This is a genomic window from Lysobacter sp. cf310 (assembly GCF_900114355.1).
Classification (GTDB): domain Bacteria; phylum Pseudomonadota; class Gammaproteobacteria; order Xanthomonadales; family Xanthomonadaceae; genus Lysobacter.
On the sequence record NZ_FOSS01000002.1, the window covers coordinates 133,464 to 158,286 of the forward strand.

Below are 24,823 nucleotides of genomic sequence, written 5' to 3' on the forward strand. Positions count from 1 at the left end.
TGACCCGCATGCGCAGCAGGCGGAAGCCTTTGACCTTCATGACGAAGAGACAAAAGCAAAGCCAAAGCAAATCCTCCCCAACCCGCCCGGCCAGCAGGCACAGCCTGCTGGCGTTCAGCCGCGCACGAACCTGCGGTTCGTAAGCCGCACAGCTTCATCCTTTTCCAAAGGAGGACGCCTGAAGCAGTCGCGGAATCAGTTCTTCTGCTTGGCCCGCGCGAACGCATCAGCCAACGCCCCGCCCATCGGCGCATTGCCCTTACCCGCCGGCGCGAACGAACCGCCGCGCGCGGGCTGCTCGCGACGCCCGCCGCGGCCGCCATCGCCGCCGCGTGGACCACCGCGATCCGCACCGGCACGATCGCCCCCGCCCGGCGGGCGCGGCGCCGGCACCGCGTCGTCGAGACGGCGCGTGAGCGCGATGCGCTTGCGCGCGATGTCGACCTCCAGCACCCGCACCTTGACCACATCGCCGGCCTTGACCGCCTCGCGCGGGTCCTTGATGTACTTGTCCGACAGCGCCGAGATGTGGATCAGACCGTCCTGGTGGACACCGATGTCGACGAAGGCGCCGAACGCGGCGACGTTGCTGATCACGCCTTCCAGGATCATGCCGACCTTGAGGTCCTTGAGATCCTCGACGCCGTCGGCGAAACGCGCGGCCTTGAACTCGGGACGCGGATCGCGGCCGGGCTTCTCCATTTCCTTGAGAATGTCGCGCACCGTCGGCAGACCGAAGGTCTCGTCGGTGTACTGCTCGGCCTTGAGCCCGCGCACGAATTGCGGATCGCCGAGCAGCTGCTTCACCTCGCGGCCGCACTGCCGGACGATGCGCTCGACCACCGGATAGGCCTCCGGGTGCACCGCCGACGCGTCCAGCGGCTCCTCGCCGTCGACGATGCGCAGGAAGCCCGCGCACTGTTCGAAGGTCTTCTCGCCCAGGCGCGGCACTTTCAACAGCGCCTTGCGCGAGACGAAGGGGCCGTTCTCGTCGCGGTGGCGCACGATGTTCTCGGCGACCGTGCTGGACAGGCCCGACACGCGCGCGAGCAACGCGGCGGAGGCGGTGTTGACGTACACGCCGACCGCGTTCACGCAGTCCTCGACGCGCGCGTCCAGGGCGCGCGCCAAACGGTATTGATCGACGTCGTGCTGGTACTGGCCGACGCCGATCGCCTTGGGCTCGATCTTGACCAGCTCGGCCAGCGGATCCTGCAGACGCCGCGCGATCGAGACCGCGCCGCGCAGGCTCACGTCCAGGCCGGGGAACTCCTTGGCCGCGAACTCGGACGCCGAATACACCGAAGCGCCGGCCTCGCTGACCACGATCTTGGTCAACTTCAGCTCCGGCGCCAGCTTGATCAGATCGCCGGCCAGTTTGTCGGTTTCGCGCGAGGCCGTGCCGTTGCCGATCGAAATCAGCTCGACCGCGTGCTTGGCGCACAGCGCGCGCAGCGTATGCAGCGACTGATCCCACTGCTTGCGCGGCTCGTGCGGATAGATGGTGTCGGTAGCGACCAGCTTGCCGGTGGCGTCGACCACCGCGACCTTGACGCCGGTGCGCAGGCCCGGATCCAGGCCGAGCACAGCGCGCGGACCGGCCGGCGCCGCCAGCAGCAGATCCTTGAGGTTGTCGCCGAACACGTCGATGGCTTCGGCCTCGGCCTTCTCGCGCGCCTGCCCGAACAGGTCCAGCAGCAGGTGCAGGTGCAACTTGGCGCGCCAGGTCATGCGGCAGGCGTCGAGCAGCCAGCGGTCGCCCGCGCGGCCGCGGTCGGCGACGCCGGCATGCAGGGCGACGCGGCCTTCGCCGTAGGCGTGGCCGGCGGCGGGATCGGTGGTGGGCTCCAGATCCAGGTACAGCACTTCCTCGCGGCGCGCGCGGAACAGCGCCAGCAAGCGGTGCGAGGGAATCTTGGCCAGCCCCTCGGCGTGGTCGAAATAGTCGCGGTACTTGGCGCCCTCGTTCTCCTTGCCCTCGACCACGCGCGCACGGATCACGCCGGTCTGGTGCAACCAGGTGCGCAGCTCGCCGACCAGCGCGGCGTCCTCGCCCCAGCGCTCCATCAGGATCGCGCGCGCGCCGTCCAACGCGGCCTTGACGTCGGCGACCTGCTTTTCCTCGCTGACGAATTCGGCGGCGTAGACCTCGGGCTGCAGGGTCGGATCGGCGAGCAGGCCGTCGGCCAGCGGTTCCAGGCCGGCCTCGCGCGCGATCTGCGCCTTGGTACGGCGCTTGGGCTTGTACGGCAGGTACAGATCTTCCAGGCGCGCCTTGCTGTCGGCGGCCTCGATGTCGGCGCGCAGGGCGTCGGTGAGCTTGCCCTGTTCGGCGATGCTCTCCAGCACCGCGGCGCGGCGGTCCTCGAGCTCGCGCAGATAGCGCAGGCGGCCTTCGAGATCGCGCAACTGGGTGTCGTCGAGCCCGCCGGTGACCTCCTTGCGGTAGCGCGCGATGAACGGCACGGTCGCGCCCTCGTCCAGCAGGGCGATGGCGGAGCGGGCCTGGGCCGGTTGCGCGCCGATCTCGGCGGCGATGGTGCGTGCGATCTGTTCGGCGATCTGCGGTGCGGACTTCGAGGTCGTGTCTTGCATTGCTTCCAATCGGTCTGGCACCCGCTAGCTGCGGGCTGGACCGATTGTCGCAACGCCGGGCGGCAGGGGAAACCCGTTGACAGCGGGCGCGGAAGCGGGGCCGATTCCGCGCCGTCGCCGCAGCCGCGGGATTCGTGCTATATCGCGCGAACCGCTGGCTGCGTTCACGGAGCGAACCATGGCGACCGCCCTGCCCCCGGCCCTGGCGCTGCTGCGGGCCATTTCCGATCCTTTTCCGGTCACGGCCATCGACATCCGCGCGCGTCTGCGCTTGCAGGATTTCGCGGTCGACACGGCCCAGGCGACCGTGTTCGTGGCGCGCTCGATCGAGACGATGCTGGTGCTGCCGATCCGCATGCAATGGGATATCGCCGCGCGTCTGGCCGAACCGGTCGGCATGCACTGGGAGCGGATGTTCGTCGCCAGCGCCGAGGCGCCTTCGCAACGCCTGGTCCACGAGCGCGTGATCGAACAGCGCGCCGAGCTGGAACCGCTGATCGAGCGGCTCGCATGGCAATTGCGCCGCATCCTCGCCCAGTTCACTCCCGACGATCCCGAATCCGGCGCCGGCAACCCCCTGCGCGAACCCGACCAGGGCGGAAGCCCCGGGGGCGCGGCGGTGGCCGCCAGTTTCGAATCGACGGTCGTCGCCTACGGCGCCGATGCGGATACCTGGATACAGCCGCTCGAACAGGAGGCGATGCTGGTGGAGATCGAGCCCGACTACTACCGCGAAGCCGACCTCGAGCCCGACGTCGATCCGGACGACGAAGCCCGCTACGACCGAGGCATGAACCTATGAGCAAGGTCGCCTTCGACATCGACCAGGCCATCGCGGAAGTCGGCCGGATCGCCGACGCACTAGGCGCGCACGTGAAGGATCGCCACCTGCGCCACAGCAACAAGAACCACGAGAAAGGCAAGTGCTACGAAGCCTGGGTGATGCTGGCGTTCTCGGCCGCGTTGGTGGAGGAACTGAAAACCCGTGCGCTGGCGTCGTACCACGCTTGTTGGCATCTCGGCTCCGGCGCTGCGGCCAAGAGTAGCGACCGTGCGGTGTTTCGCGGCAGCCCCGGCCTGCTCGGCATGGGCGCCGACAGTCCGGGGTACATCGCCCTCTACCGAAACGCGCAGCCGATCGCGCAACTGCACAACTCGCTCACGTTCACCGGTCGCAGCGGTGTCGGGCACGAATTCGATATCGCCCTGCTGCGCCCGGGCGCCGTGGACGAGGAACGTGCGCGCATCGCCGCCGGCGGCGGCACCGAGGGCGGTCATAGGATGCCGGCGTTGATGGCGCTGGAGCTCAAATGCCACGCGACCGATATCGCGATCGGCATCGCGCGCCAGGCCGTCGCCACTCGCTTCGACATATCGCTCAATGCCTGGCCCGCGACGCAACAGCCCCATCTGCCCGCCAACCCGCCCGGCAGCCGTCACGCGATGGTCTGCTACGAAGGCTTCAGCGAGGGGGCCCTCAGTTTCGGCCGTGCCTATCGGATCGGCGCCTACCCCCGGATCGGCAGAGAACTCGATCCCGCCTGGGCGGGCCCGGAGACCATCGCCGCGCTGGCCGCCGACATGGTGGCGGCGGTCTGAACCGCCACCACCGCCGATGCCAGACAGATGAGAGTCAATCTCATCAATCGGCTACAATGCGCTCCCAGCTCCACAGCCCTGCCCCACATGTCCTCCGCTTTTGGCACCGAGACGGTGCTGGACGTCCGTCACTGGACCGACGACTACTTCAGCTTCACCACCACCCGCGACGACGGATTCCGCTTCGACAACGGCCAGTTCGTGATGATCGGACTGCAGGTGCCGCAGGCGGACGGTTCGTCCAAGCCGTTGCTGCGCGCGTACTCGATCGCCAGCGCGAACTGGGAAGAACAACTGGAGTTCTTCAGCATCAAGGTGCCCAACGGCCCGCTGACCTCGCGCCTGAAGGAAATCCGCCCCGGCGACGAGGTGCTGATCGGCCGCAAGCCCACCGGCACCCTGCTGATCCACGACCTGCACCCGGGCCGCAATCTGTACCTGCTGGGCACCGGCACCGGCTTCGCGCCGTGGCTGTCGGTGATCAAGGACCCGGAGACCTACGAACGCTTCGAGCGCGTGATCCTTTGCCACGGCGTACGCAGCGCGCAGGACCTGGCCTACCGCGACTACATCGTCAACGAGTTGCCCAAGCATGAATTCCTGGGCGAGCAGATCGCGGCCAAGCTGCGGTACTACCCGGCGGTGAGCCGCGAGGCCTTCGACTTCGTCGGCCGCGATCAACGCGGGCGCCTGACCGAGATGATGGCCAGCGGCCGCATGATGGAGCAGCTCGGCATCGAACCGCTCGCCGCCGAGCACGACCGCGCCATGATCTGCGGCAGCCCGCAGATGCTGGCCGATTTCCGCGAACTGCTGGACGGCCGCGGCTTCAGCGCGGCGCCGCGCATCGGCACGCCCGGCCAATACGTGTACGAGCGCGCGTTCGTCGAGAAATGAGCGCACGCCCGCCCTCGCCGCTCACCGATACGCTGCGAGGCTGGCTGTTCACAGCGATGCTGGCGCTGCTGTGCGGCGCGGCCGCGCTGTCGGCGCAGGCCGCGACGGACCCGGCCAAACCCGCGACCGCGCAGGGCCCGCAGGTCGGCGACCTGCCGCCCGATTGGCTGGGGCTGGACCGCGACGGGAAGTCGATCCGGGTCAGCCAGTACCGCGGCAAGGTCGTGCTGGTGGTGTTCTGGGCCGGCTGGTGCGAGCAGTGCCGGCGCGAGCTGCCGCAGCTGTCGGCCCTGCAAACCGGGTTCGGCCGCGAGCGCCTGCAGATCGTCGCGATCAACTACGCCGAACCGCAGCGCGACTACGAAGCCTTCCTGCGTCTGAACCCCGGCCTGGATCTGCTGACCCTGCGCGACCCGGGCACGGTGGCGCGTTACTACCGCGTGCGCGCGGTGCCCAATGCCTTTCTGATCGACACACGCGGCCGGATCGCGCACGTGCAACGCGGTTACACGCCGGAAAAGGTCGAACGCCTGGTGCGCGAGCTGCACGCCCTGCTGCCGCCGGCGGCCGCGACGGCCGGCCGCGACTGAGCCCGACTCAGGCCGCGCGCCGGTCCTGGCGCAGCACGCCGCGATAACGCCGGCTGCAAGGGATACGGGTGCCGTCGCGCATGGTGATGCGCGCGTCGCCGCTCTCCAGCGGTTCGATCTCGCCCACGCAATCCAGGTTGACCATATAAGAACGGTGCACGCGCACGAAGCGCGCCGGGTCGAGCTGGGCCTCGATGGTGGCCATGGTGGTGCGCAGCGGATAGTCGCGCCCGCGCAGGTGCAGGTTCACGTAGTTGGACGAGGCCTGTAGCCATTCGACCTCGCCGGCCGCGATCAGGAACTCCTTGCCCAGCTTGCGCACCAGAAAGCGCTCGGGGCGCTCGGGCACGGCCGGCTCGGGCAGGTCGTCGGGCGCCGCCAGCAGGCTGGCCTCGCCCTGCCAACGCCGCATCAGCAGGCGGTAGGCCTCGATCCACAGCACCATATAGACGTAGGAACGCGCGTCCTTGAGGTACTCGTAGACGAAGCCCATGGTCCAGGAACCGTAGTCGTAGGTCTCGCCCAGCCCGGCGTAGATCAGCTTGCGCAGACTCACCATCAGGCTCACGTGCAGCAGCGACCAGATCACGCTTCCGAGCAAATGCAGGGCCAGCGCCCGGCGCCAGCCGTCGAAACGCAGCGGCACCCGGCGCGTGTACCAGACCAGGGCCGGGACCAGGCACAGCGCGACCAGGCAACTGGTCGCCTCCCACACCGCGGGCGCCCAATCGGGGATGTCCAGGCCGGCGCGGTGGATGTCGATGATGGTGGTCAGGGTGCCGCCGATCGCGTTGGCCACGAACAGCAGCACCCAACTGGCGATCTCGGCGGTGCGCCGCCAGGGCTGGTAGCGGTCCCAGGCGCTGAGCGGCGCGACCGGCTGGGCCGGCGGGATGGCGGTGTCGGCGTCGGCCGTCCGGGCCGCGGTCGGTTCGTAGTTCATGCGCGCATTCTCGCCTGTGCGGGTGCGGGCGCGGCAACCGGCCGTCCCCAGGGCCCGCGATTCGTCCCTGCGGGCTCGCCGTCGGTCACCTGGACGCTGCGCGCGGCGCCCGCTGCGGCAAGGCTGGCCGCACCTTCACTGCCGCGGACCGACCATGCAACGCCGCCACGACATCGACGCCCTGCGCGCGATCGCCTTCGCCTTCCTGATCCTCTACCACTGCGCCATGCTCTACGTCGCCGAGTGGGACTGGCATCTGAAAAGCACCCATCTGTCCGAGACGCTGCAGTTGCCGATGCTGTTCATGAACCGCTGGCGCATGGACCTGATCTTCCTGATCTCGGGCCTGTCGGTGCACTTCCTGTTGCGCGGCACCTCGCTGGGGCGCTTCGTGGCCCAGCGCAGCTGGCGCCTGCTGCTGCCGCTGACCTTCGGCTGCCTGGTGGTGGTGCCGATCCAGCCCTACGCCCAGGGCGTGGCCAACGGCCTGGTCGAGCCGGGCTTCGTCGACTTCCTGCTGCGCTACTACCAGTTCCAGCCCTGGCCCAAGGACGCCTTCGACGGCTGGGAGTACGGCTTCACCTGGAACCACCTGTGGTACCTGGCCTACCTGTGGGTCTACACCATCGCCCTGGCCGCCCTGCTGCCGCTGTTCCGCAACGGCCTGGGCCGGCGCCTGCATGCGCTGGTGACCGGCCTGCGTGGCTGGAAGCTGGTGATCCTGCCGGCCCTGCCGCTGGCCGTGGCGACCATGCTGCTGCAGCCGCACTTCGAGGAAACCGGCGACCTGATCCACGACTGGTACCGCCACGCGATCTACTTCAGCGTGTTCCTGTACGGCTATTGGCTGGGCAACGACAGCGGCCTGTGGAACGAGCTGGCGCGGCTGCGCAAGTGGACGCTGAGCCTGGCGCTGGGGCTGTTCGCGTTCTATCTGACCCTGGTGAAAGTGCTGCCCGACGAGATTCCGGATCTGCTGCAGAACAGCGTGTGGCTGCTGCGCAATCTGTACATCTGGTTCGCGATCTCCGCGATCCTGGGCTGGGGCCACGTGCTGCTCAACCGTCCGTTCCGCTGGCTGCCCTGGGCCAACGAGGCGGTCTATCCCTGGTACGTGCTGCACCAGAGCCTGATCGTGCTGATCGCCTACTGGATCCTGCCGCTGCACCTGGGCCCGGTGAGTGAACCGCTGATCGTGGTGGTGGGCACGGTGCTGGGCTGCTGGGGCCTGCACGCGATCATTCGCCGGGTGCCGCTGCTGCGGCCGTGCTTCGGGCTCAAGGCGCGGGTCCAGCCGCGCCGCCAGGCGATCGCGGCGACCGGCCTGCAAGCGGCGAACGACGCGGCTTGAGGGCTCTCGCGTCATCGCGCAGCGCTTAAGGACATCGCGCTGCGCTTAGGGACCTAAAGCGACGCCGTTTCCTGTGGGAGCGGCGTCAGCCGCGATCGCGCAAACGCCGATGCGGCGCAAGCAACGACTAGCGGATCGTCGCCCTCCGTGGAGCAGCGCAGACCCTCGCTGTGTCGCTATCGCGGCTGACGCCGCTCCCACACAGGGCGAGGGCGTGGCGCCGCGGCTCCGGCTCGACCGAAGCGGCGCGGGCCTTGGCGATTGCGCGGTCGCGGCTCACGCCGCTGCTACCCCAAAACGAGAGCAACAACGGCTCAGGCCAGCGCCTTCTCGATATCCGACGCGATCGATTCGGGCTTGTCGGTCGGGGCGTAGCGCTTGATGACCTTGCCGTCGCGGCCGACCAGGAACTTGCTGAAGTTCCATTTGATCGCATCGATGCCGAGGAAACCGCCCTTCTCGTCCTTCAGCCATTTCCACAGCGGATGCGCCTGGTCGCCGTTGACGTCGACCTTGGCGTACAGCGGGAAGCTCACATCGTAGGTCAGCGAGCAGAACTCCTTGATCTCGGCCTCGTTGCCCGGTTCCTGGTGGCCGAACTGGTCGCAGGGGAAGCCCAGCACCTCGAAGCCCTGCGCCGAGTACTTGCGCTCCAACTGTTCCAGACCGGTGTACTGCGGGGTGAAGCCGCACTGCGAGGCGACATTGACGATCAGCAGCACCTTGCCGCGGTACTCGTCCAGCGAGCGCGGCTGGCCGTCGATGTCGGTGGCGGTGAAGTCGTAGGCGGTGGTCATGGGACAGGCTCCGAGGGGGCTGGACGCACGATAGCGCTTCGCACGGGCGACAGCCTAGCGGGCCGACGGTCAAGGCCGCGGCAACGTCGCTGCCCTGCCCGCGCCAGGCAAAAAAACGAACGGCCCGCACTGGGCGGGCCGTTCGCGTTGCAACCGGGCGGGCCTGGATCAGAAGCCGGCCTTGAACTCCACGCCCACGATGCGCGGCTCGTTGACGAAGCCGGTCAGGTTGTTGAAGTCGATCGCGCCGACCGCCTGCACCTTGTCGAGGATGTTGCGGCCGTACAGCGAGACTTCGTACTTGCCGTTGTCCCAGCCATAGCCCACGCGCAGGCCGCCTTCGACCAGGGCCTTGCCGCGGAACTCCTTGGCCTCGTAGAGGAAGTAGTTGATCTCGCTGCGGTAGGCCCAGTCGGTGTAGACGAAGAACTCGCCGCCGTCGCCGACCGGCAGCGAATAGCGCGCGGTCAGGTTGTAGACCCACTTAGGGGCCTGCGGCAGCGGGTTGCCGTTGATGAACGCCAACGTGGTACCGCCCACCACCGTGGTCGGATCGGTAACCGTGCAGTGCGCCGGATTGCCGTTGCTGGCGCCGCAGACCGCCACCGCCAGATTGCTGTCCTTGATCTCGGTGTCGTTGTAGCTCGCGCCCAGCGTGATCATCAGGTTGTCGGTGACATAGGCGTCGAAGTCCAGCTCGAAGCCCTGGCCCACGGTCTTGTCGGCATTGACCAGGATGGTCTGGTTCGCACCGCCGCCGACCGCGTTGAGCTGCTGGTTGTCGACGTTGTAATGGAACACCGCGAAGCCCAGGCGCGCGCGCTTGTCCCACAAGTCGGCCTTGACGCCGGCCTCGTAGGAAATGACCTTTTCGGCGTCGGCCACCGACGGCTGCGGCGGCACCTGGAACAGCAGGCGGCCCTGGATCGACGGCGCGCGGAAGCCCTTAGCCACGCGGGCGTACAGGTTCACGTCCGGGGTGACCTGGTAGACCGCGCTGGCGTCCCAACTGACGTCGTCGACGTCGGTGTGGACCGGGAACGGGCCCGACACCGGCGCGCCGAACGGCGCGCTTTCCAGCACGCTGGCGGTGAAATCCTTCTTGTCCTGGGTGTAGCGCAGGCCGCCGCGCAGGGTCAGCTTGTCGGTCACGTCGTAGTCCAGCGAACCATAGGCCGCCCAGGCCTTGTTGCGCTGCTTCTGCTGCGCCCAACCGGCACGCGCACCGGCGGCAAAGATCGTGTCGTAGTTGAAGCTGTCGACGGTGATGTCTTCGTCGAAATAGAACAGGCCAGCCTGCCAGTTCAGCGGGCCGCTGTAGTTCGACTCCAGGCGGAATTCCTGAGTCCACTGGCGATGATCGGGCAGACCGTCCGCGGATTCGGCCGAGAACGGAATGAAGCCAGGGCCCGAGGGCGGCGCGAACACCGCGCCTACGCCGCCGTCGATGTCGCCGCGGCTGAGCGAATCGGCCGTCTCGTAGCCGGTGATGGAGTACAGGGTCAGGTCGTTGCCGAAGTCCCAGCTCAGACGCGCGCTGGCGCCGAAGGTGTCGAGCTGCTGGAAGTTGCGCCCGTCGATGGCGACCTTGCTGTCGTCGAAGCCGGCGACCAGGTCGTTGGTGCCCGGCTTGAAGATGTTGGCGCGGAACAGGCGCGCGGTGCCGTTGAGGTGGCGCGCGTGCACGTTGAACAGGGCGTGGAAGGTCTCGCTGCCGTCGTATTGCAGCTGCAGGCGCGCGGCCGACTCGTCGTAGCCTTCCAGCTTGGGATTGGTGCGGGCGTTCGGGTTGGTGTTGGTCACCCACTCGTCGCGGCGCTGGTACAGCACCGAGGCGCGCGCCGACCAGTTCGGGCCCAGCGGGCCGCTGATCGCGCCTTCGATATTGGTGGTGCCGTGGCTGCCGTAGGCGATCTGGCCGTAGCCTTCCAGCTCGCGGGTCGGCTTGGCCGATTCGAACTTGACCACGCCGGCCGGGGTGTTGCGGCCGAACAGCGTGCCCTGCGGGCCGCGCAGCAGTTCGACGTTCTCCATGTCGAACACCGGGAAGCCCTTCAGCAGCGGGTTCTCCAGCACGATGTCGTCGTACACCAGCGAGACCGGCTGCGAGGCGTTGAGGTCGAAGTCGGTGTTGCCCAGGCCGCGGATGTAGAAGCGCGGGAAGGCGCGGCCGAACGAGGACTCGATGTTCAGGCTGGGCAGACGGCCGGACAGGAAGCGGATGTCGCCGCCGCCGGAACCGAGCACGTGCAGCTTCTCGGCGTCGACGGTGGTGAGCGCCATCGGCACGTCCTTGGCGCGTTCGACGCGGCGCTGCGCGGTGACCATCAGCGCGTCCAGGGTCTTGGCCTCGGATTCGGCGGCGGGCGCCGTCTCGGCGGTGGCGGGCGCGTCCTGCGCGAAAGCGGCGGCGGAAGTCAGGCTGATCGCGACGGCGATGGCCAGGGCATGGCTGCGGGGAGCACGGACGTGCTGACGCATGGCGGGGGGTCTCGATGAAAGCGGCGGCCCGGATCGGGCGGCCTGGGTTCGTAAGAAGCCGGGCAACGCATGCGCCTGGCATGCGGCTCGGCGACGGGACGACTATGACGTCGGTCCGACCGTCCCCTGACGGCCGTAGCGCGGACTGCCCGCGCCGGTGGCGGCTCTTTGACGGGCGAATGTTACCAAAGCATTAAAGAGTCCGTACTCGGTGGTATGCGTTTAGGCACGGATTCGGCACATGGTTTGGCCAGATCGCGATTGAAAAATAACGCGCTAAAAATCGCGTAACTGAATGAAATAACTACATTTATCTTCAGAAACCCTTGCCCGCTCGGGGTAGGAGCGGCGCAAGCCGCGACCGCGAACCCCACGGGCCGGCGCCGGTCGAATCGCGCGCGCCGCCGAACGGGCGGACGAAGAAGCGCCCGCAAGCACGAGCCCTAGGACCCGGCAGACCTTAAACAAGCCGCCGTCACCGACTCTCGAATCCCCTAACGAAGCTGGCGCCGCAGCGGAAACGACGCGGTCGCGGCTTGCGCCGCTCCTACCCATGGGCGCGGAGCGCTCGGGCTAGGACGCCGTCGCTGTCTGCGGGAGCGGCGCGGGCGCGCCCCAGAATCCCATGGGCCGACGCCGGTCGAATCGCGCGCGCCGCCGAACGGGCCGACGAAGAAGCGCCCGCAAGCACGAGCCCTAGGACTCGGCAGACCTTAAACAAGCCGCCGTCACCGACTCTCGAATCGCCTAACGAGGCTGACGCCGCAGCGGAAACGACGCGGTCGCGGCTTGCGCCGCTCCTACCCCTGGGCGCGGAGCATTCGGGCTCGGATGGTGTCGCTGCGGGTGGGAGCGACGTGCGTCGCGATTGCGCAGGCATGCGCGCCTCCGCAGGCGGTCGCCGGCGCGCGATCGCGGCCGAAGAGCGAAGGAAATCCCTCGCGATGCCGCTCCAGCCCCAAAACGAGACTCGGTTGGACATGGACCGCCGCCTTTCCGGCGACGGTTCACGCGCCCGCGCTTACTGCGCGCCGCCGACCTTTACCGGCGCGGCGAAGGGCTTGATGCCCAGCGCTTCGTCGATCTCGCTGGGGTAGTAGGCGACCTCGCCCTTGAGCACCAGCGCGACCTTGCGGATGTCGGCGATGTTGGCGGTCGGGTCGCCGTCGATCAGGATCAGGTCGGCGCGCTTGCCCGGCGCGATCGAGCCGCGGTCCTCCAGGGTGCGCGAGTACTTGGCGCCGTTCCAGGTCGCGATCTGCAGCGCCTGCGACGGGGTCATGCCGGCCTGCACGTACAGCTCGAGTTCGCGCTGCAGGGTGAAGCCCGGGATCGCGTCGGTGCCGGCCACGATCGGCACGCCGGCCTTGTACAGGCGGCCGACGAACTCGACCAACTTTTCGTAGGACCGGTTGTAGCGCGCGGCGGTGGCGTCGTCGGGGATGTTCATCTCGGCCACGCGCAGGCCGCGCTGCAGGTCCGGCGGCAGATGCGCGGCGACCGCGGCGTAGGCCTGCGACAGTTCGCCCGGGCGCTGGCGCAGGAAGTCGAAGGTGGTCAGGGTCGGATCGATCACGGTCTGCTTCTTGGCCAGCAGGGCGATGAAGTCCTGCACCGGCTTGGAATCGAAATCCAGGCCGGCGGTCTTGTCGGCGACCAGGTAGAACCGGGTCAGGGTGCGGGTATCGGTCTTGTCGTCGACGAAGAAGTTCAGCAGCACCTGATTTATGTGCTGGATCTCGTCGTAGCCCTGCTCCACCACGTCCTGGGCGCGCATGAAGGCCGGCACGTGGCCGCTCACGCGCAGGCCCTTGCTGTGCGCATAGGCGGCGGTGTCGCGCAGCAGGTCCTTAGGGAAGGAGTTGTAGATCTTGACCTGCGGATAGCCGTGCTCGGCGTACCAGTCCACCGCCTTCTTGGCGCCGTCGATGTCCTTGATCACGAAGCCGTTGCGCGCCGAGAAGTTGCTCTCGCCTTCGATGAAGCCGGCCGGCACCACGTCCGGCGACATCAGCTTGCCTTCGCGGATTTCGCCCAGGATCTGCTGCAGGGTGGCGTTGTCGTTGCCCATGTCGCGCACGGTGGTGACGCCGGCGGCGAGGTTGAGCCCGCCGTCCCAGCGGCCGACGTGGCCGTGCATGTCGAACAGGCCCGGCAGCAGCACCTTGCCGCCGGCGTCGATGGTGCGGTCGGCCTTGACCTTGGTCGCGCCGCCGGCCTCGACCGAGACGATGCGGCCGTCGCGCAGCAGCACGTCGGAGAACGGGCCGAGCTTGGCGTGCTCGCTGTCGAACACGCGCGCGTTGCGGATCAGCGTGCTGCCGGCGATGGGATGGCCCAGGCGCTTGCGCAGATCGACCAGGGCTTCGCCCTCGGCGACTTTCTGCTGGGTTTCCAGGGCGTCGGCGTTGCCCTGCCAGCCCTCCTCGATCAACTGCAGAAAGCCCGGGAAGATGTAGGCGAACAGGCGCGGGTTTTCGCCCTGGGTGGCCCAGGCGAAGGTCGGGGTGAGGCCGACGCCGGTCATCGCGACCAGCTGCACTTTCTGCTTCTTGCCGTCGCGCACGACCTCGGCTTCGCCGACCTTGCGCACGGTCAGATTGCCGCTGGGGATCAACGGCAGCTTGCCGTCGCTGCGCTTGCTCAGCGCGGCCAGGGCGACGCTGAAGCCGGCCGGCGTGCCGCCCAGCGGCGAGTACAGCGCACCCGGCGCGGCGGCCTGCTCGCCCTGGTCGGAGGTGGATTTCCACTTGGCCTTGCCGTCGGCGACCGAGAAGCTCTCGTCCACCGGCGCGCCGAAGGTCGAGGTCCCCTTGACCGCATAGGTCTGGTAGGTGCCATCGGCGGCGAGGGTGTAGCTCTCCTTGAGCTCGGGGCCGCGGCCGTTGTCCTTGAAGATGAAGTCGACCGCGATGCTGCCGTCATCGGCGCGGGTCACGGTCTGGTGGCCGGCCTGCTTGCCGCCGTCGACCAGGGCCAGGTAACGCGTGGTCTCGGCCGCCAGCGCGCTGCTGACGAAGCAGGCGCTCAGGCACAACCCCAGGGCCAGCCGGCCCAGGGCGCGGCGCGCGCGCATCGAAGGGGGGATCGCGGACGTCTTCAGCACTAAGGTCATCGTCGTGTCGCTCGTCTCGGGGAGGTGGATGAAGGACGCGCGCGCGGTCGCGGATGTGACCGCGCGCTCAGCTGTGGGTGATCATGCAGACGTAGCCGTCCGCATCGGCGACGCGGAACTCGCCGTTGGGGCGATAGAAGGGGTAGCCGATCTCGCCGCCGCTCAAACCGGTCGCGCGCAGGTGCGCGTGCATGCCGGCGACGTCGTCGCAGTAGACGTAGAACAGCACCGCCTGCACGCCGGCGTCGACCGGGCCGTCGGCCAGCACCAGCATCAGCTCGGCGCCGCCGGGATACTGCAGCGCGGCCCGGACCAGTCGCCGGTCCGGACATTCGTCGTGATGGCGGCTTTCGATCTCGAAGCCCAGATGGGCGTAGAACGCGGCCGCGCGCAGCACGTCGGCGGCGTGCGGCATGGGGGTGTAGGCGCGGACCGGCGGAGGGCTCATGCCCGCCCCCGGCGATGCCGCGATCCACGCCCTTCCTCGCGCTGTCCCATGCGCCCTGCCCCGGCCTGTGCGTGCCCGGCAGTGTAAGCCAGGGCCGCGGGCGCGTATGTGCCTGAAGTCGCCGGTTCAGGCCGGTGCCCGGCGGATCCGGCCTTGCCGCAGCGGCCGGTCCACGGCAACCATGCCTTTAGTCATACGTCGGCGCGAACCCCATCCGGTAGGCTTCGGGGTTCCTTTCGACGAGGTCCGTCCGATGAAGCACCCCCTCGCCCTGGCGCTGGCCGTGGCATTGAGCGTCACCGCCCCCACGTATGCCGCGTCCCCCGCTAAAAAGGCCGACACCGCCGTGAGCGCGCAAACCGCCAACCCGTTCTACGCCGAGAGCCCGCTGCCGCTGCAGTACCCGCAGTTCGACAAGATCAAGGACAGCGATTTCGCGCCGGCCTTCGATCGCGGCATGGCCGACCAGATCAAGGAAGTCGAAGCGATCGCCAACAACGCCGACGCGCCGACCTTCGACAACACCATCATCGCGCTGGAGCAGTCCGGCCGCATTCTCGGCCGCTCGACCTCGGTGTTCTTCAACCTGGTCGGCACCGACACCAACCCGACCCGCGAAAAGCTGCAGGCCGAGTACGCGCCCAAGCTGTCGGCGCACCGCGACGCGATCGCGCTGAATCCGAAGCTGTTCGCGCGCGTGAAGAAGCTGTACGAAACCCGCGACTCGCTCGGACTCGACGCCCAGGGCGTGCGCCTGATCGAGCGCTACTACACCGACTTCGTGCGCGGCGGCGCCAACCTGTCCGAGGCCGACAAGGCCAAGCTCAAGGCGATGAACGCCGAGCTCGCCGGCCTGGCGACCAAGTTCAGCCAGAACGTGCTGGGCGAGGTCAACGCCTCGGCGATCACCGTCGACACCAAGGAAGAGCTGGCCGGCCTGTCCGACGAGCGCATCGCCGCCGCGGCCGAAGCGGCCAAGACCCGCAAGCTCGACGGCAAGTACGTGCTGACCCTGCTCAACACCACCGGCCAGCCTCCGGAAACCGATCTGGACAACCGCGCCCTGCGCGAGAAGCTGTACCGCGCCTCGGTCGCGCGCGGCAGCCGCGGCAACGAGTTCGACAACACCGCCATCGTCGCCAAGGTCGTCAAGCTGCGCGCCGAGCGCGCGAAGATGATGGGCTACCCGAACTACGCCGCCTTCGTGCTCGAGGACGAGACCGCCAAGACCCCGCAGGCGGTCAACGACATGCTCGGCCAGCTCGCCCCGGCCGCGGTCGCCAACGCCAAGCGCGAAGCCGCCGATCTGCAGACCATGATCGACAAGGAGCAGGCCGCCAAGGGCCAGCCCTCGTTCAAGCTCGAGCCCTGGGACTGGGCCTACTACGCCGAGAAGGTGCGCCAGGAGAAGTACGCGTTCGACGAAGCGCAGCTCAAGCCGTACTTCGAGATGAACAACGTGCTCGAGAACGGCGTGTTCTACGCCGCCGGCCAGCTCTACGGCCTGAAGTTCAAGCGCCGCACCGACCTGCCGCTGTACCACCCCGACACCGCCGTGTACGACGTGTTCGACGCCAACGGCAAGCAGCTGGCGATCTTCATCGCCGACATGTACGCCCGCGACAGCAAGCGCGGCGGCGCCTGGATGAACTCCTACGTCGACCAGTCGCAGCTGTACGGCACGCTGCCGGTGGTGGCCAATCACCTCAACATCCCGAAGCCGCCGGCCGGCAAGCCGACGCTGATGACCTGGGACGAGGTCACCACCATGTTCCATGAGTTCGGCCATGCCCTGCACGGCATGTTCTCGAACGTGAAGTACCCCTACTTCTCCGGCACCAACGTGCCACGCGACTTCGTCGAGTTCCCGTCGCAGGTGAACGAGATGTGGGCCGACTGGCCGTCGATCCTGGCCAACTACGCCAAGCACTACCAGACCGGCGAGCCGATGCCGCAGGCGCTGCTGGACAAGGTCCTGGCCGCGTCCAAGTTCAACCAGGGCTTCACCACCACCGAGTACCTCGGCGCGGCGATGCTGGACCAGAACTGGCACCAGATCGGCAGCCCGGACCAGGTCCCGGCGGCCAAGGACGTAATGGCCTTCGAAGCGGCGGCGCTGCAGAAGGACGGCGTCAGCTACGCGCCGGTCCCGCCGCGCTACAAGACCCCGTACTTCAGCCACATCATGGGCGGCTACGCGGCCGGCTACTACGCCTACATCTGGTCGGAAGTGCTGGACGCGAACACGGTCAAGTGGATCAAGGAGCACGGCGGCCTGACCCGCGAGAACGGCGACCGCTTCCGCGCCACCCTGCTCTCGCAGGGCGGCAGCAAAGACGCGCTGCAGCTGTTCCGCGACTTCTCCGGCCACGAACCGCAGATCCAGCCGCTGCTGGAGCGCCGCGGCCTGACCGCGCCGGCCGGCGGCAGCCCGGTCAAGACCGGCTCCAAGGAGTAATCCTCCGGTTTACGCACCGCAACCGCCCGGAGCGATCCGGGCGGTTTTTTTTGGGCGGTCGTCAGGAAGGCGAAGAGCAAATCCCCCTCAATCCCCCTTTTTCAAAGGGGGAGGCTGAAGCAAATGCGGCGGCGTTGCGTCGTAGCGGTTCCTCTCCGGCACAGTCCCCCTCTTTGAAAAAGAGGGGTTAGGGGAGATTTGCTTTTCGCCACCTCGAAGCAGCCCGACCCGCCGCTCTAGAATGGGCGCCATGACCGCCCTACCCGACTCCGACCGCCACGACCCGCACGCGGCCGCACAGGCCCTGCGCGATTGGCTGGACGGGCATCGTCGCGTGTTCGTGCTTACCGGCGCGGGCGTCAGCACCGGGTCGGGGATTCCGCATTACCGCGGCGAAGACGGCCAATGGCAGCGCAAGCCGCCGGTCACCTATCAGGCCTTCGTCGGCGAGGCGGCGACGCGTGCGCGCTATTGGGCGCGCAGCTTCGTCGGCTGGCCGGGCTTCGCGCGCGCGCAGCCGAACCCGGCCCACGCCGCGCTCGCGCGCTGGCAGGCGCGCGGCGGGCTGTCGCGGCTGCTGACCCAGAATGTCGACGGCCTGCACCAGCGCGCGGGCAGCACCGAAGTGATCGACCTGCATGGGCGCCTGGACGAGGCGGTGTGTCTGGATTGCGGCGCGCGCCGTCCGCGTGCGGACGTGCAGGAGGAACTGGCGGCGAACAATCCCGAGTGGACGGCGCTGAGCGCGCGCAGCGCACCCGACGGCGACGCCGATCTGGAAGGCGTGCGCTTCGAGGATTTCGTGCCGCCGCGCTGCGAGGTCTGCGCGGGTCTGCTCAAGCCCGACGTGGTGTTCTTCGGCGAGAACGTGCCGCGCGCGCGCGTCGCCGCCGCCCACGAGGCCTTGCAGGCCTCCGACGCGATGCTGGTCGTGGGCTCCTCGCTGATGGTGTATTCCGGCTTCCGCTTCGCGCGCGCGGCGCGCGAGGCCGGCCTGCCCCTGGCCCTGCTCAATCGCGGCGTGACCCGCGCCGACGATATCGCGACGCTCAAGCTGGAAGCGGATTGCGCGGCGACCTTGGATATCGCGCTGGCGGCGTGACGCTGTACTTGCGCCTCGTGCCAACAGCCTGCCTTCTTGCCTCCTGTGGGAGCGGCGTAAGCCGCGATCGCGCAACTACGGCCACCCGCGCAATAGTGTGCATGACGCGATCGCGGCTCACGCCGCTCCCACAGAAAGCCCTGCAAATACGCACAGCCGCCCCTGCCTCGGGTAGGAGCGGCGCGTGCCGCGACCACGTCGGGTCCGGTACGACGCAAGCACCGAGGAGCGAGTGGCCGCCTCGATTGAAGCCACGCGGTGGTTCGCGTTGTCGCGGTCGCGGCTTGCGCCGCTCCTACAGAAAACCCTGCAAACACGCGCAGCCACTCCCTGCCTCGGGTAGGAGCGGCGCGTGCCGCGACCACGTCGGGTCCGGTGCGGCGCAAGCAGCGAGGGGCGAGTGGCCGCCTCGATTGAAGCCACGCGGTGGTTCGCGTTGTCGCGGTCGCGGCTTGCGCCGCTCCTACAGGTAGCTCGCGGAGGTCTGCCGCTGCGGGGTAGGAGCGGCGCGTGCCGCGACCGCGTCGGGTCCTATGCGACGCAAGCACCGAGGAGCGAGTGGCCGCTTCGACTGAAGCCGCTTCGCGTTGTCCTCACCGCTCGCGTAGCGGGCGATGCAGGTCCAGGAAGATGTCGCGCGCGGCCACGCCGATGTCGGGCTGGTCGATGAAGAAGCCCTGCACGCCCAGGCCGTACAGCTGCACGGCTTCGGCCAGCGCGGTCTGGGCGATGCCGTTCGGGCCCTGGGTCAGGAAGGGTTCCTCGGCGCGCACGGTATAGGGATGCACCACCAGGCCCGCCTTCAGCGCCCAGGCCAGCATGGGATGGACCACGCCGGTGTTGCGCGTGCCCAGTTCGGCCTTGCCGTCGCCGTCGGCGTCGACCTTCGGGTCCAGCGCCAGGCGCGTCAGCAGGCTGCTCTTGGACGGGCCGACGCCGCTGGCGTAATGCGCCTTCATCCAGCGTAGCGCCGGCTCGGTGGCGAAGTCGGCGTAGCGCGTGTTCGCGCCGAGGCCGCCTTCGATCTGTTGGCTCAAGTCGCCGTAGATCGCGCCCAGTTCGTCGCCGCGCGCGAGGTGATACGCCAGGTCGTAGGGACGGCGGCTCTGGAAGTCCTCGTACAGCTGCACCAGCGGCAGGTCGACGCCGGCGCGCGGCATGATCCGGGTCTTGAGCTCGATCAGATTCTCGACCTCGAAGCTCTGGATATAGACGCGGCGCGGATCGGTGAAGCCTTCCGCCACCAGGGTCTCGATCAGCTTGGCGCCCAGCGAGGTCGCGATCGGCGTGCCGTCGAGGCGGCAGCCTTCGTGGGCGAAATAGGTCGGATGCTTGGTTTCCGGATAAATGCCGATGCGGCGGCCGCCGCGGCTCTCGCGCTGGGCCAGGCGCACCACCTCGGCGAAGGTCGGGATCTGGTACATGCCGTCGAAGCGCGCATTGGCCGGACGGATCGCCGGGATGCGCTCCTTGGCGCGCAGGGTCTTGAGCTCGGCGAGGGTGAAATCCTCGGTGAACCAGCCGGTCACGGCGACGCCGTCGATGGTCTTGGTGACCCGGCGCGCGGCGAACTCGGGATGCGCGGCGACGTCGGTGGTGCCGGAGATTTCGTTCTCGTGGCGCGCGACCAGCACGCCGTCGCGGGTCGCGACCAGGTCGGGTTCGATGAAGTCGGCGCCCATGCGGATCGCGAGGCGGTAGGACTCCAACGTGTGTTCGGGACGGTAGCCGCTGGCGCCGCGGTGGCCGATCACGATCAGGCCGTGGCGGTCGGGCGCATGCCGGTCGGCGGCGCGGTCGGACGAGCGGTCGGTCACGGTGGGCATCTCGGCGCAGGCGGCGGCGCTGACGGCGGCGAACAGCACGGCACCGAACAGTCGGGCCAGCTTAGTGCAATGCGGGGTCATGGCGGACAACCTCGGGCATGGGGGAAGGCCGGCGCCCCTGTGTGCCGGCATCGCCATGCTCGCGGCCGAACATTGCGCGCACTTGACCGTGCATGCGCGCGATCGCCGGACTGCGACGGCCGGCGCATTCCGCGCCGGCCGCGCGCGCAGGCGGCGACAACGCCCGCGCACGCGGCCGGCCCTGCCCCACGGCCCGGCCTCGCGCAGGGCCGCGCCTGCCTCAGTGTTCGCTGATCCAGGCGTTGACCGCGGTCACCGTGCCGTCGGCCACGGTGATCGCCAGGCGGTCCTCGCTGCGCTTGCCGCCGGGATAGATCTCGATGCCGTTGAGGCTGCTCTTCCATTTCTGAGCGACGATGCCGTTCTGTTTCAGCACCAGCAGCCACTGGTTGACCTGGTCGCCCTCGGTCGGCTCGGTCTCGGTGCACAGGGTGTCGATGGCCTGCAGCCGGGCCTCGGCCGTGACCGGATCGCCGAGCTTGGAGATCTTCTTGGCGCTGATTTCGTTGACGTAGGTGTAAGTCATGCGGATGGCTCCGGGCGCACGGCACCCTTGCGCGGAATCTGGACGGGGAAGGCCGCGGCCGCCATGACGGCCGCGGCGGCGATCACTCTTCGAGCACCGAGAAATGGGTGGCGCCGGGCCACACGCCCGACATCTCGATGTGGCGCTGGCCGGTCAACCACTGCCCCAGCGGACGCGCCCAATGGCGGCGGTAACGATCGGAATTGATCATGCCGACGAAGGTCACGTCGAGGTTGAGGTCGGTGGCGTCGAGCGGGATGTTGCCGATCGTGCGCGACAGGCCGCCGCTGATCTCGAACTGCTCGCGGCGCGGGCCGCTGGGCGTGTTGTAGGTCAGCAGGATGCGGGTGATGTAGGTGCTGCCCGGACGGTTGTTGAAGAAGATCTGGAAGCCACCGAGCTTGCCGATCCAGTTGGGCATCAGCAGGCGTCCGTCGAAGGACGCGAACGAATACGCGATCGGCACCGGCTCGACCGGACGGGTGTTGGCCTGGTCCGGCCACAGGTGGCGGTCGACGTCGCGGGCCTTGCGGATCGAGCTGAACGAGCCCTTGCCACTGGCGCCGCCCAGCATCTCCTGCACCGCGCTGGCGCGGCCGGCGATCGAGAACGATGCGTCGCTGGACTGCGAGCCGACATTGAGGCCGCTGTTGGCGAAGATCACGTTGGTGACCACGCCGAAGCCCTGGGCGATCTGGCCGTTGCCGCCGAAGCCGACCGATTGGGCCTGCTCGGCCAGCCAGTCGACGCTGCGCTCGACCACCGTGAGATCGCGCAGGAAGGACTCCTGGCGCAGCGAGAACTCCGAGGCGATCGAGTTGCTGTTGGCCATCGACCAGCTCACTTCCAGCCCGGCCTCGCCCTTGATGCCCGAATCCGGATCGGTGGCCTCGGCGCTCACGTCGACGCTGGCCTCGGTACGCGAGACGCGCTCGGACATCAGCTGCCAGGAGCTCGAGGTCGCCGTGTGCAGCAGCTCGACATTGGGCAACTGCTCGCGGACCAGGCGGAAGTCGCCGGTTTCGGCATCGACGATGCCCACCGCGCCGGGCCGGATCTGGGCATTGAGCGCCCAGTTGCCCCAATACGCCGGGCGACTGCGCCGGATCAGGTCGGAAAAGGTGCGGTTCCATCGGATGCTCATTCAATCTCTCCTGTCGTGCGCCTGTTGGCGTGGTGACAGGAAAAACGCGGCATCGGCGCGGCCGTGAGGCCCGGGCACTGGCCGTATCGAACCGCCCATGCGCCACCGTCCGGGGCGACAGCGGCTATGATGCGGCGATCATTGGGGAGGACAGCGGATGAGCCTGTTGGCGCGTATCTTGCGGCACAAGTCGGTGGAGCAACTTCAGGCCGATATCGGCAAGCGCTCGGACTTCCGGCGCGTGCTGGGCCTGTGGCAGCTCACCGCGATCGGCATCGGCGGCATCATCGGCGTCGGCGTGTTCGTGCTCGCCGGCCATCAGGCCGCCGAGAACGCCGGCCCCGCGGTCGCGCTGTCGTTCCTGATCGCGGGCATCGCCAGCGCCGCCGCGGCGCTGTGCTACGCCGAGTTCGCCGGCATGATCCCGGTCACCGGCAGCGCCTACACCTACAGCTACGCGACCCTGGGCGAACTGCCGGCCTGGCTGATCGGCTGGGACCTGCTGCTGGAATACGCGCTGATCGTGGCGGTGGTGGCGATAGGCTGGTCCGGCTACGTGCAGGTGCTGCTGGAAGGCGTGGGCATCCATCTGCCGGTCTGGGCGCAGGGCGCGATCGGTACCGGCGAAGGCCGCGTGTTCAACGTGATCGCCGCCGCGGTGACCCTGGCGGTGTCGGCCCTGCTGGTGTTCCGCACCGAATGGGGCGCGCGCTTCAACACCCTGATCGTGGCGATCAAGGTGCTGGCGGTGCTGCTGGTGATCGGCGTGGGCGTGTTCTACATCGACACCGCCAACTGGACGCCGTTCATTCCCGAACGCGTGATCGGCGCCGACGGCGTCGGCCACTTCGGCCTGGCCGGCGTCGGCACCGCCGCGGCGGTGGTGTTCTTCGCGGTGTTCGGCTACGACACCCTGACCACGGCGGCCGAGGAATCCAAGAACCCGCAACGCGATCTGCCGCGCGCGGTGCTGCTGTCGCTGGGCGTGTCGATGATCCTGTACCTGGCGGTGTCGCTGGTGCTGACCGGCATCGCCCACTACTCCACCCTGGGTGGCGACGCGCCGGTGTCGGACGCCTTCGCCGCGTTGGGCCTGCCCTTCATCGCCAAGACCATCGCGTTCTCGGCCGTGGTCGGCATCGCCAGCGTGCTGTTCGCCTTCATGCTGGGCGCGGCGCGAATCTGGTTCTCGCTGTCGCGCGACGGCCTGCTGCCGGCCTGGTTCGCCAAGATCCACCCGCGCTACGGCACCCCGCACCGTCCGACCGTGGTGCTGGGCGTGTTCACCGCCCTGGTCGCCGGCCTGCTGCCGATCGGCGAGGTCGCCAAGCTGGTCAACATCGGCGTGCTCTCGGCCTTCATCGTGATCTGCGCCTCGGTGTGGCTGCTGCGCGTGCGCAAGCCGGGCCTGCACCGCGCCTTCCGCACCCCGCTGGTGCCGCTGATCCCGATCATCGGCATCGGCTTCTCGATCTGGCTGCTGTCGGAGCTGCAGGCGATCACCTGGCTGATCTTCCTGATCTGGCTGTCGCTGGGCCTGCTGGTGTATTTCGGTTATGGCATCCGCCACAGCAAGCTGGCCTTGGAACAGAAGTAAGAAGTAAGAAGTGAGAAGTGAGAAGTGAGCAAAAGCATTACGCTCACTTCTCACTCCTCTACGCTCACTCCTCGCCTTCAGCGAGGCGCGACATACCCGCCCGGCACGCCCTCCGGCGACAGCACCAGCTGCCACAGCTGGGCGTGGCGACTGCGGAAGCTGGCCATGGCGCCGGCCAGGTAGAAGCGCCACATGCGCCGGAAGCGCTCGTCGTAGCGCGCGTCCAGCTCCGGCCAGGCGCGCTCGACGTTGCGGCGCCAGGCCTGCAGGGTCAGGTCGTAGTCGGCGCTGAAGTTATGCCAGTCCTCGATCACGTAGCGCTGCTCGACCGCCTCGGCGATCTGGCGCGCCGAGGGCAGCATCGAATTCGGGAAGATGTACTTGCCGATCCAGGGATCGGTGTGGGTGACCGACTGGTTGCCGCCGATGGTGTGCAGCAGGAACAGGCCGTCGGGCTTGAGCGCGCGCCGCGCGGCGTCGAAATAGATCGCGTAGTTGCGCACGCCCACGTGTTCGAACATGCCCAGCGAGAACACCCGGTCGAAGCGGCCGTCGGCGCGGCCACCGCCCAACGCATCGCCCTGCAGGTCGCGGTAGTCCTGCAGCAGGATCTCCACCGGCAGGCCGGCGCAGAGCTCGCGCGCGTACTCGGCCTGTTCGCGCGAGATGGTCACGCCCACGCCGCTCACGCCGTAGCGTTCGGCGGCGAACTTCAGGCCCTCGCCCCAGCCGCACCCGATGTCGAGCACGCGCATGCCCGGCGCCAGGCCGAGCTTGCGGCAGACCAGGTCCAGCTTGGCCTCCTGGGCCGCGTCCAGGTCCTGCAGCGGCGCGCCCTCGCGGTCGCGCCAGTAGCCGCAGCTGTAGACCATGCGCCGCCCCAGCATGGCGCGGTAGAGATCGTTGCCCAGGTCGTAGTGGCGCTCGCCGACCATGAACGCGCGCTTGCGGCTCTGCAAATTGACCAGGTGCGCGCGCAGGCCGTCGAACAGCGCGCTCCAGCCGTGCACGCGTTCGTCCACGTGCGCGCGCAGCAGCCGGAACAGCATCCCGTCCAGCGATTCGCAACGCCACCAGCCGTCCATGTAGGACTCGCCCAGGCCGAGCGAACCCTGCGCGATCACGCGCGAATAGAAATGCTCGTCGTCGACCTGGATGTCCCAGGGACGCTCGCCGCCGACCTGGACGTCGGCCAGCGCCAGTAGAGCGACCACCCGATTGCGCAGCGTTGCGGGCATGACGGGCTCCGGTTGCGGTAGCGAGGAACCAGTAG

17 protein-coding genes and 1 pseudogene are annotated in these 24,823 nt (G+C 68.4%); 8 read left to right on the plus strand and 10 right to left on the minus strand.

What is annotated here, in order from left to right:
* Positions 1-285: 285 nt before the first annotated feature.
* Positions 286-2,595 (minus strand): annotated as a pseudogene (locus tag BMZ45_RS07265) (Tex family protein); the annotation flags it as partial.
* Positions 2,596-2,773: 178 nt separating this feature from the next.
* Here BMZ45_RS07265 and BMZ45_RS07270 point away from each other — a divergent pair.
* The 4 genes from BMZ45_RS07270 to BMZ45_RS07285 all read left to right on the plus strand — a co-directional run bounded on the left by BMZ45_RS07270 (position 2,774) and on the right by BMZ45_RS07285 (position 5,681).
* Positions 2,774-3,397, plus strand: a complete 624-nt coding sequence (locus BMZ45_RS07270) for a hypothetical protein (protein WP_091634467.1) — start codon at positions 2,774-2,776, stop codon at positions 3,395-3,397.
* On the plus strand, positions 3,394-4,194 hold the full coding sequence (locus BMZ45_RS07275; RefSeq protein ID WP_091634470.1) for a hypothetical protein: 801 nt from the start codon (positions 3,394-3,396) through the stop codon (positions 4,192-4,194). The genes BMZ45_RS07270 and BMZ45_RS07275 overlap by 4 nt, the downstream gene beginning before the upstream one ends.
* An 87-nt stretch (positions 4,195-4,281) precedes the next feature.
* A complete protein-coding gene (locus BMZ45_RS07280; RefSeq protein ID WP_091634473.1) occupies positions 4,282-5,091 on the plus strand; it encodes a ferredoxin--NADP reductase in 810 nt (269 codons plus the stop codon).
* Positions 5,088-5,681 (plus strand): TlpA disulfide reductase family protein, encoded by a 594-nt coding sequence (locus BMZ45_RS07285; protein WP_091634476.1) that lies wholly within the window; start codon positions 5,088-5,090, stop codon positions 5,679-5,681. Before BMZ45_RS07280 ends, BMZ45_RS07285 begins: the two co-directional genes overlap by 4 nt.
* 7 nt (positions 5,682-5,688) lie before the next feature.
* Here BMZ45_RS07285 and BMZ45_RS07290 read toward each other — a convergent pair whose 3' ends face one another.
* Positions 5,689-6,624 carry a LytTR family DNA-binding domain-containing protein gene (locus BMZ45_RS07290; RefSeq protein ID WP_091634478.1) on the minus strand — a complete coding sequence of 312 codons (936 nt, stop codon included), beginning with the start codon at positions 6,622-6,624 and terminating at the stop codon, positions 5,689-5,691.
* Between the two features lie 154 nt (positions 6,625-6,778).
* Between BMZ45_RS07290 and BMZ45_RS07295 the strand changes: the two genes are divergently transcribed.
* Positions 6,779-7,975 (plus strand): acyltransferase family protein, encoded by a 1,197-nt coding sequence (locus BMZ45_RS07295; protein ID WP_091634481.1) that lies wholly within the window; start codon positions 6,779-6,781, stop codon positions 7,973-7,975.
* Positions 7,976-8,289: 314 nt separating this feature from the next.
* Here BMZ45_RS07295 and BMZ45_RS07300 read toward each other — a convergent pair whose 3' ends face one another.
* The 4 genes from BMZ45_RS07300 to BMZ45_RS07315 all read right to left on the minus strand — a co-directional run bounded on the left by BMZ45_RS07300 (position 8,290) and on the right by BMZ45_RS07315 (position 14,816).
* Complete coding sequence (locus tag BMZ45_RS07300; protein ID WP_091634483.1) at positions 8,290-8,772, minus strand: glutathione peroxidase; 483 nt, start codon at positions 8,770-8,772, stop codon at positions 8,290-8,292.
* Positions 8,773-8,940: 168 nt separating this feature from the next.
* Positions 8,941-11,253, minus strand: coding sequence for a TonB-dependent receptor (locus BMZ45_RS07305; RefSeq protein ID WP_091634485.1), 2,313 nt, complete (start codon positions 11,251-11,253; stop codon positions 8,941-8,943).
* Between the two features lie 1,021 nt (positions 11,254-12,274).
* On the minus strand, positions 12,275-14,359 hold the full coding sequence (locus tag BMZ45_RS07310) for an amidohydrolase family protein (RefSeq protein ID WP_254776577.1): 2,085 nt from the start codon (positions 14,357-14,359) through the stop codon (positions 12,275-12,277).
* Positions 14,360-14,435: 76 nt separating this feature from the next.
* On the minus strand, positions 14,436-14,816 hold the full coding sequence (locus BMZ45_RS07315) for a VOC family protein (RefSeq protein WP_091634491.1): 381 nt from the start codon (positions 14,814-14,816) through the stop codon (positions 14,436-14,438).
* A 253-nt stretch (positions 14,817-15,069) separates the two neighbouring features.
* Between BMZ45_RS07315 and BMZ45_RS07320 the strand changes: the two genes are divergently transcribed.
* Entirely contained in the window at positions 15,070-17,274 is a 2,205-nt protein-coding gene (locus tag BMZ45_RS07320; RefSeq protein WP_091634493.1) for a M3 family metallopeptidase, read from the plus strand.
* 250 nt (positions 17,275-17,524) lie between these two features.
* On the plus strand, positions 17,525-18,376 hold the full coding sequence (locus BMZ45_RS07325) for an NAD-dependent protein deacetylase (protein WP_091636312.1): 852 nt from the start codon (positions 17,525-17,527) through the stop codon (positions 18,374-18,376).
* Between the two features lie 593 nt (positions 18,377-18,969).
* On the opposite strand, the gene BMZ45_RS07330 is transcribed toward BMZ45_RS07325, so the two are convergent.
* From BMZ45_RS07330 to BMZ45_RS07340, 3 genes are all read right to left on the minus strand, one after another.
* The gene (locus BMZ45_RS07330; protein ID WP_175488976.1) at positions 18,970-20,283 is read right to left on the minus strand and encodes a glycerophosphodiester phosphodiesterase family protein; all 1,314 of its coding nucleotides are present in this window, start codon (positions 20,281-20,283) and stop codon (positions 18,970-18,972) included.
* A gap of 220 nt (positions 20,284-20,503) precedes the next feature.
* Positions 20,504-20,809: a hypothetical protein gene (locus tag BMZ45_RS07335; RefSeq protein ID WP_056174225.1), complete on the minus strand. Its 306-nt coding sequence runs from the start codon at positions 20,807-20,809 to the stop codon at positions 20,504-20,506.
* An 82-nt stretch (positions 20,810-20,891) separates the two neighbouring features.
* Positions 20,892-21,953: a hypothetical protein gene (locus BMZ45_RS07340; protein WP_217643168.1), complete on the minus strand. Its 1,062-nt coding sequence runs from the start codon at positions 21,951-21,953 to the stop codon at positions 20,892-20,894.
* 157 nt (positions 21,954-22,110) lie between these two features.
* Here BMZ45_RS07340 and BMZ45_RS07345 point away from each other — a divergent pair, with 157 nt between their 5' ends.
* Positions 22,111-23,550, plus strand: a complete 1,440-nt coding sequence (locus BMZ45_RS07345) for an amino acid permease (protein ID WP_091634496.1) — start codon at positions 22,111-22,113, stop codon at positions 23,548-23,550.
* A 77-nt stretch (positions 23,551-23,627) separates the two neighbouring features.
* Here BMZ45_RS07345 and cfa read toward each other — a convergent pair whose 3' ends face one another.
* Entirely contained in the window at positions 23,628-24,788 is a 1,161-nt protein-coding gene (cfa, locus tag BMZ45_RS07350; RefSeq protein WP_091634498.1) for a cyclopropane fatty acyl phospholipid synthase, read from the minus strand.
* Positions 24,789-24,823 lie beyond the last annotated feature (35 nt).

Bases quoted from the DNA above. Each gene is read 5' to 3' on its own strand.
- BMZ45_RS07280 (WP_091634473.1), top strand. From the start codon at position 4,282: ATGTCCTCCGCTTTTGGCACCGAGACGGTGCTGGACGTCCGTCACTGG.
- BMZ45_RS07275 (WP_091634470.1), top strand. From the start codon at position 3,394: ATGAGCAAGGTCGCCTTCGACATCGACCAGGCCATCGCGGAAGTCGGC.
- BMZ45_RS07325 (WP_091636312.1), top strand. From the start codon at position 17,525: ATGACCGCCCTACCCGACTCCGACCGCCACGACCCGCACGCGGCCGCA.
- BMZ45_RS07295 (WP_091634481.1), top strand. From the start codon at position 6,779: ATGCAACGCCGCCACGACATCGACGCCCTGCGCGCGATCGCCTTCGCC.
- BMZ45_RS07285 (WP_091634476.1), top strand. From the start codon at position 5,088: ATGAGCGCACGCCCGCCCTCGCCGCTCACCGATACGCTGCGAGGCTGG.
- BMZ45_RS07320 (WP_091634493.1), top strand. From the start codon at position 15,070: ATGAAGCACCCCCTCGCCCTGGCGCTGGCCGTGGCATTGAGCGTCACC.
- BMZ45_RS07340 (WP_217643168.1), bottom strand. From the start codon at position 21,953: ATGAGCATCCGATGGAACCGCACCTTTTCCGACCTGATCCGGCGCAGT.
- BMZ45_RS07330 (WP_175488976.1), bottom strand. From the start codon at position 20,283: ATGACCCCGCATTGCACTAAGCTGGCCCGACTGTTCGGTGCCGTGCTG.
- BMZ45_RS07315 (WP_091634491.1), bottom strand. From the start codon at position 14,816: ATGAGCCCTCCGCCGGTCCGCGCCTACACCCCCATGCCGCACGCCGCC.
- BMZ45_RS07305 (WP_091634485.1), bottom strand. From the start codon at position 11,253: ATGCGTCAGCACGTCCGTGCTCCCCGCAGCCATGCCCTGGCCATCGCC.
- BMZ45_RS07290 (WP_091634478.1), bottom strand. From the start codon at position 6,624: ATGAACTACGAACCGACCGCGGCCCGGACGGCCGACGCCGACACCGCC.
- BMZ45_RS07335 (WP_056174225.1), bottom strand. From the start codon at position 20,809: ATGACTTACACCTACGTCAACGAAATCAGCGCCAAGAAGATCTCCAAG.
- BMZ45_RS07345 (WP_091634496.1), top strand. From the start codon at position 22,111: ATGAGCCTGTTGGCGCGTATCTTGCGGCACAAGTCGGTGGAGCAACTT.
- cfa (WP_091634498.1), bottom strand. From the start codon at position 24,788: ATGCCCGCAACGCTGCGCAATCGGGTGGTCGCTCTACTGGCGCTGGCC.
- BMZ45_RS07300 (WP_091634483.1), bottom strand. From the start codon at position 8,772: ATGACCACCGCCTACGACTTCACCGCCACCGACATCGACGGCCAGCCG.
- BMZ45_RS07270 (WP_091634467.1), top strand. From the start codon at position 2,774: ATGGCGACCGCCCTGCCCCCGGCCCTGGCGCTGCTGCGGGCCATTTCC.